The 6,050-nt window shown below is 73.7% G+C and carries 4 protein-coding genes and 2 pseudogenes; all 6 read right to left on the bottom strand.

The features are described from left to right. Nucleotides 1–63: 63 nt before the first annotated feature. Complete coding sequence (locus tag RIM90_RS28520; protein WP_309063634.1) at nucleotides 64–2,763, bottom strand: SpoIIE family protein phosphatase; 2,700 nt, start codon at nucleotides 2,761–2,763, stop codon at nucleotides 64–66. 267 nt (nucleotides 2,764–3,030) lie between these two features. Then, nucleotides 3,031–3,459 (bottom strand): ATP-binding protein, encoded by a 429-nt coding sequence (locus RIM90_RS28515; protein WP_309063633.1) that lies wholly within the window; start codon nucleotides 3,457–3,459, stop codon nucleotides 3,031–3,033. Nucleotides 3,460–3,679: 220 nt separating this feature from the next. After that, the gene (locus RIM90_RS28510; RefSeq protein WP_309063632.1) at nucleotides 3,680–4,096 is read right to left on the bottom strand and encodes a (deoxy)nucleoside triphosphate pyrophosphohydrolase; all 417 of its coding nucleotides are present in this window, start codon (nucleotides 4,094–4,096) and stop codon (nucleotides 3,680–3,682) included. Between the two features lie 49 nt (nucleotides 4,097–4,145). Further along, nucleotides 4,146–4,364: pseudogene (locus RIM90_RS28505) on the bottom strand (SPOR domain-containing protein); the annotation flags it as partial. 400 nt (nucleotides 4,365–4,764) lie between these two features. Continuing rightward, nucleotides 4,765–5,517 carry a GntR family transcriptional regulator gene (locus tag RIM90_RS28500; RefSeq protein ID WP_309063631.1) on the bottom strand — a complete coding sequence of 251 codons (753 nt, stop codon included), beginning with the start codon at nucleotides 5,515–5,517 and terminating at the stop codon, nucleotides 4,765–4,767. A 146-nt stretch (nucleotides 5,518–5,663) separates the two neighbouring features. After that, nucleotides 5,664–6,050 (bottom strand): annotated as a pseudogene (locus RIM90_RS28495) (septum formation family protein); the annotation flags it as partial.

The following is a 6,050-nucleotide window of genomic DNA, read 5'->3' as shown; positions in this document are numbered from 1 at the left end:
CAGGTGGACCGGGATGACCGGGTGCTGCGCATGCGGTGAGCGCACGCGGCGCCGGCGGGTGCGTCAGAACAGGCTCAGCAGCGCCTCCGCCGGGTCGGTGAGGGGGCTGTCGGTGCCGGGGAGGGGGAGTTCGAACCAGACGGTCTTGCCCCGGGGGGTGCGGCGGGAGCCCCAGGCCGCGCTGAGCAGGCCGACGAGCTGGAGACCGCGGCCGCCCTCGTCGGTGTCGCGGGCGCGGCGGCGGCGCGGCTGGACCAGGCCGGAGTCCCAGACCTCGCAGACCAGGGTGCGGTCGAGGAGGAGGCGGAGCCTGATCTCGCCCTCGCCGTAGCGCAGGGCGTTGGTGACCAGCTCGCTGACCAGGAGTTCCGTGGTGTCGACCAGGGGTTCCAGGTCCCAGCTGAGCAGCTGGGCGCGGGCGTACTCGCGGGCCCGGCCCACGCTGCGGGGTTCGCGCGGCAGGGTCCAGTCGCCGACGGACTCGGCGGGCAGCCCCTGGATGCGGGCCATCAGCAGGGCGATGTCGTCCTCGCCGTGGTGGGGGTTGAGGGTGTTGAGGACGTGGTCGCAGACGTCCTCCAGGTTCGGACGGGTGTCGGCGCGCTGCGCCGTCGTCGAGGAGCGGTGGCCGGGCGACGGGTGGGGCGGGTCCGTGAGCGCGCCCACGAAGGCCCGCAGGCCCTCGTCGAGGGGGTGGTCGCGGCTTTCGACCAGTCCGTCCGTGTAGAGCGCGAGCAGGGCGCCCTCGGGCAGTTCGACCTCCACCTCCTCGAAGGGTTCCCCGCCGACACCGAGCGGCATGCCGGGCGGCACGTCCAGCATCAGCGCGGACTCGCCGGGTTCGACCAGGACGGGCGGCAGGTGGCCCGCGTTGGCGAAGGTGCAGCGTCTGGTCACCGAGTCGTAGACGGCGTAGACGCAGGTCGCCAGGTAGACCTCGGAGAGGTCGGCCTCGCGGGGGCGGCGGGCCGCCCGGGTGGCCTGCCGGATCCCTCCCCCGGAGCCGAAGGTCTGGGAGGGCCCCCCGGGGGCGCCCAGGCCCCGGGCGATCTCGTCCAGCTGGGAGAGGACCTCGGCGGGTTCCAGGTCGAGCTGGGCCAGGGTGCGTACGGCGGTGCGCAGTTCGCCCATGGCCACCGCGGCGCGCAAGCCCCGGCCCATGACGTCGCCGACGACCAACGCGGTGCGGTGACCGGGCAGTTCGATGACGTCGAACCAGTCGCCGCCGACCTCGCTGGGCCGGCCGGTGGCCGCGTTGCCGGGCAGGTAGCGGCAGGCGATGTCGAGGCCGGAGGCCTCCGGGTCGCCGGGGGGGAGCAGGGACCGCTGCAGTATCAGCGCGCGTTCGTGCTCGCGCCGGTACAGGCGGGCGTTGTCGATGCAGACGGCGGCGCGTGCGGCCAGTTCCACCGCGAGGTCGCGGTCGCGGTCGCCGAACGGCTCGCTGCCCTTGGTCCGGGCGAACTGCGCGAGCCCCACCACCGTGTCGTGGGCGACCATCGGCACGGCGAGCGTGGACTGCACCAGTCCGCCCTCCTCACCGGGGACGGTCTGCGGGCGGGCGGTGCGCAGGGCGTCCGCCCAGGGCGAGTTGAACGCGTAGTGGTGGACGGCGCCCAGCTCCACCCGCTCGCAGGTGCCGTCGAACGGCGCGTCGGAGACGGCGCTGGCGAAGGCGACCCGGCGCACCTCCGCACTGCCGTCGGCCAGCCCCGGCGGGGTCTCGTCGCCGGCCAGCAGGCCCTGGTAGAGGTCGACGGTGGCCAGGTCGCAGAAGCCGGGGACGACGACGTCGAGGAGTTCGCGGGCGGTGGTCTCCAGGTCGAGGGAGTTGCCGATGCGGGCGCCGGCCTCGTTGAGGAGGGCGAGATTGCGCCGCGCGGCGGCGGCCTCGCGGGCGGCGGCGCGGCGGGCGGTGATGTCGGTGCCGAGCCAGGCGATGCCGATGGGCCGGCCGCTGCCGCTGTGCACGCGGTAGAGGTTGACGGACCAGTGGCGGCGCTCGTCGGAGCCCGGCACGAAGCCCGTGACGTGCATGTCCGTGATGGAGTCGCCGGTCTCCAGCACCCGGCGCAGGGTCGCGGCGACCCGTTCGGCCTCACCGCGCGGCAGGTAGTCGTGGACTTCCTTGCCGCGGTGGTCGTCCGGAGTGCCGCCGAAGATGGACGCGAACCGCTGGTTGGCGCGGCGTACCCGCAGGTCGGGGTCGATCAGCAGGAAGCCGAACGGAGACTGGCCGAATATGGCCTGCGAGGCGGCGAGGTCGGTCTCGATGCGGCGCAGGGTGCGGACGTCGACGACGATGCAGACGGCGGCCCTCTCCCCCTCCTCGGTCCGCGTCGGCATGACGTAGACCTCGGCCAGGCCCTCCCGGTCGCGCTCGTCCCGCGCCACCGTGTCCGGCAGCCGGAAGGGCACCACTCCGGTCCACTCCCGGCCGTCGAGGATCTCGGCCATCTTGCGCTGGCCCTGCTCACGCCGGTCGGAGGCGACGAAGGCGGCGATGGGGTCCATGCCGACGGCGCGGTCGGCGGGGATGCCGAAGAGCTGTTCGGCGCGCAGGCTCCACTGGTCGACCAGCCCGTCCGGGCCGATGGAGAAGGAGGCGACCTTGATGTAGTCGTACATGGAGCCGGGCGGACTGCTCTGCCACATCGCGTCGGCGGACGGGGCGTCGCCGGGGAGGAGGCCGTCCGCGGCCTCCGTCCTCGGGCCGCCCGACGAGTCCTCGGACTCCGTGGCCTTCGCTGGTATCTCGCTCACGCGAACCGTCCCCTCCAGCTCACCGCGTCCGGCACCGGTCACCGGAAGCGGCTGCCCGCAGTATCCAGCACTACGGCGCCGCACGACACGGTGTTCACGATCACAGCACGGTCCCGACGCTTTTCGGTCCCCGCTGTGAGAACACTTCCAGTCTTCTAACCAGCGGACACGCCGTCGAACCCCCTCTTTCGACAACCTCCGGCGACCGGGACCGACCGCCCGTCGGAAGGGGCGGGGGCGCACACCCGCGAGCGGTGGCGCCGTGCCTCACCGCGGCACCGCGAGTTCGAACCACACGGTCTTGCCCGCGCCGCCGGGCCGGGTGCCCCAGCGGCGGGAGGTGGAGTCCAGGAGCTGCAGCCCGCGACCGCTCTCGTCGTCGGGCCGGGCGACGCGTCCGTGGGGGAGGTCGGGGAGCGGGTCGGAGACCTCCACCAGGAGGACACCGCCGAGGTCCGCCGGGCGCGTCAGGCGGACGCCGATGGGGCCGGTGGCGTGCCGCAGGGCGTTGGTGACCAGTTCGCTGACCAGCAGGGCCGCGAGGTCACCGACGCTGTCGAGGTCCCAGCCGTGCAGTCGGTCGCGGACGACGGAACGGGCGGCGCGCACGGCGCCCGGGTCCGCGGGGAACGTCCACGCGGCGCAGCCGCCTTCGGTGTCGATCACGTGGATCACTTCCCCGCCCAGCGAGTCCACCCATGTCCGGTTTCGTGGGGTTAATGGGCACATACCCGGCATCCCGGACGGTGTACCGCGCACGACGGCGCGTTGTGGCACGAACGGCGCGGGAGGACACGCTCTCGCCGGCGGGACCACGCCCCGGACGGCGCGTACGGCGTGCGAGGCGCGCACGGCGTGTGCGCGCAGGGCGCGCAGGGCGCGTGGGGCGGTACGGCGGACAGGGCGCGTACGCCGCCTACGGCTGCCGTGCGGTGAGACCGAGGTGGGCGAGGGTGTCCCGGACGGCGGGGACGTCGTGGTCGAGCCAGTCGACGTCCCAGATCCGGGCGGGGGTGAGCCAGCGCAGCGCGTCGTGGTCCTGGAGGGGCCGGGGAACGGCGGACCCGGGGCGCAGACGGGCGGTCCACACCTGCAGCACGTACGGCGTCCTCAACGGCCACTCCCCCGGGACGCGTTCACCGGCCTCGGCGTCGACGCCGAGTTCCTCGCGCAGCTCGCGCACGACGGCCGCGTCCGGGGCCTCCCCCGGTTCGACCTTTCCCCCGGGCAACTCCCAGCGCCCGGCCAGCTCGGCGGGTGCGCTCCGGCGGGCGGCGAGCAGCCGTCCCCCGTGCCACAGGGCCGCACCGACCACCACGATCCGCTCGCTCATGCGCCGGAGCCTACGGGAGGCCGGCCGGGCGCGTCCGGGGCGGCCGGTGTCAGCCGGCGGACGTTCCGTTCTGGCCGATCCGCTCGACCCAGTACAGCTGCTTGTGTCCGCGGCTGTCGAGGCTGTCCGCGATCTTCTGCGCCTCGGCGCGGGTCGCGTACCGGCCCACTCGGTACCGATTGCCGTTGTCGTCCTGCCGCACGACGAGCCAGGGAAGAGTGACCGTGCCGTCGTTCATCGCGCCCCTCCACTTCCCGCCCGCGGCCTGTGCCGCGCCCCGCCCGGTAAGGAAACCGCAGTCCGCATATGCCTGAGCCTACGCCTTACCTTCACGCAGCGAATACGCCTTTTCACAAAGAGGCACGCAACCAGCCAGTACGCAGGGGGCGCGCGGTGGTGGATGCGCCGTGCGCGGCGACCGATGCATCCGGTCAGCGGCATACCGCCTCGTACGCGCCGCCCCTGGGCGGCCTGCGAGAACGGCCAGATCGCTACGGCGGCGGGGCGCCCGTGTCCCGGACGGCGCGCCGGAGCGGAGGCGGTGTCGGGGGCGCGAAAGGAGTGCGACGGCGCGCCGGCTCGGCGGCCGACGCGCCGGCCGGAGCGCCCGGCCGCGTCACCGGGCGGGCGCTCCGCCGGCGGGAGGGTGTCACGGCACCGGAGCGGCGCTACTTCACCGGCAGGTGGTAGGCGACCCGGTAGCGGTCGGCCGGGATGACCACGTCGGCCGTCTCCACCGGGCGCCCCGAGGCGAAGTACGTGCGCTGGATGACGAGGACGACATGTCCGGGGACGCCGCCCAGCAGGGCCAGTTCCTCGGCGAGGCCGGGGCGGGCGCCGACCTCCTCGGTGACGTTGTCCACGATCACGTCGATGGCGCGCATGCGCTCGACGACGCCCATGCCGCCGAGCGGGCCCTCCTCGGGCAGCATCACGGGCGTCCGGCCGGTCAGGGCCAGCGGCTCCCAGGAGGTGGAGAGCATCACCGCCTCGCCGGCCTCCCGGAAGAGGTACTTGGTGCGCATCACGCGGTCGCCGGGCTCGAGGCCGAGCCGCTCGGCGATGGCGGCGCCGGCCTCGGTCTGCTCGCTGCTGGACTCCCAGGTGCCGTGGACGCTCGTGTCGGCCTGCTCCTGGCGGAAGGGCGTGGCCCCGCGCTCCGGCCGGAACCCGGAGCGGGCGACCCGCCGGGGCACCGGCCGCTCGCGCACATACGTCCCCGAGCCGGAGCGGCCCTCGACGAGGCCCTCCGCCATGAGCACCTTGCGCGCCTCCAGCGCGACCGTGTCCGAGACGCCGTACTCCTCGCGGATCCTCGCCTGCGAGGGGAGGCGGGTGTGCGGTGGCAGCTGACCGTCGACGATCTTCTTGCGAAGATCACTCGCGACGCGCAGATACGCCGGCTGCTCACCGATTGTCACTGGCCGCTCCCATCAGGTTGTACAGACAGCAACAGCGTGACAACCGTAGGTTGTCCCAGGCAAGCAAAGGCCAGAGAATCACTCGATGTGATGACATGCACCGCACGAGGGCTTTACCAGGCACTTTCTCCCCGCTATAGCGGCCTTCACACCTCCTTCTCGCCGCTCCCGGTGTCGCGCTCGGCCTCCTCGTCGTACGCGGGCGGCGAGGAGGCCAGGCCCAGAGCCTTGCGCGCGGTGACCGACCGGTGGGGGTCGATGAGCTCCCAGCCCTTGTCGTAGTGCTCGTAGTACGTGTCCGCGTCGTCGGGCAGCGCCCAGCCGTCCATGGCATAGGCGGCCCGGAGCGCGTAGCACCGCCCGTCGGCGGTGTCGGTGAGGCGGGCGTCCCCCGGGTAGGCGCCGTCGGGCAGGGTGACCAGGGCGAAGACCTCGCCGTCGTGCTCCCCCGCACAGGGCACCCGGTCGGCGTCGAGGGCCACACCCTCCAGGCCGCCGGGCGCGTCGAAGCAGTCCCCCTCGCGCAGCGCGAG

Origin of the sequence: Streptomyces sp. (assembly GCF_031181555.1) — a bacterium.
Taxonomy (GTDB): Bacteria; Actinomycetota; Actinomycetes; order Streptomycetales; family Streptomycetaceae; genus Streptomyces; species Streptomyces fimbriatus.
Note: the sequence above shows the minus strand (reverse complement) of the source record. Positions and strands in the feature narration are given on the sequence as shown.

Coding starts and splice junctions, on each gene's coding strand:
- RIM90_RS28510 (WP_309063632.1), bottom strand. CDS start 4,096: ATGAGCGAGCGGATCGTGGTGGTCGGTGCGGCCCTGTGGCACGGGGGA.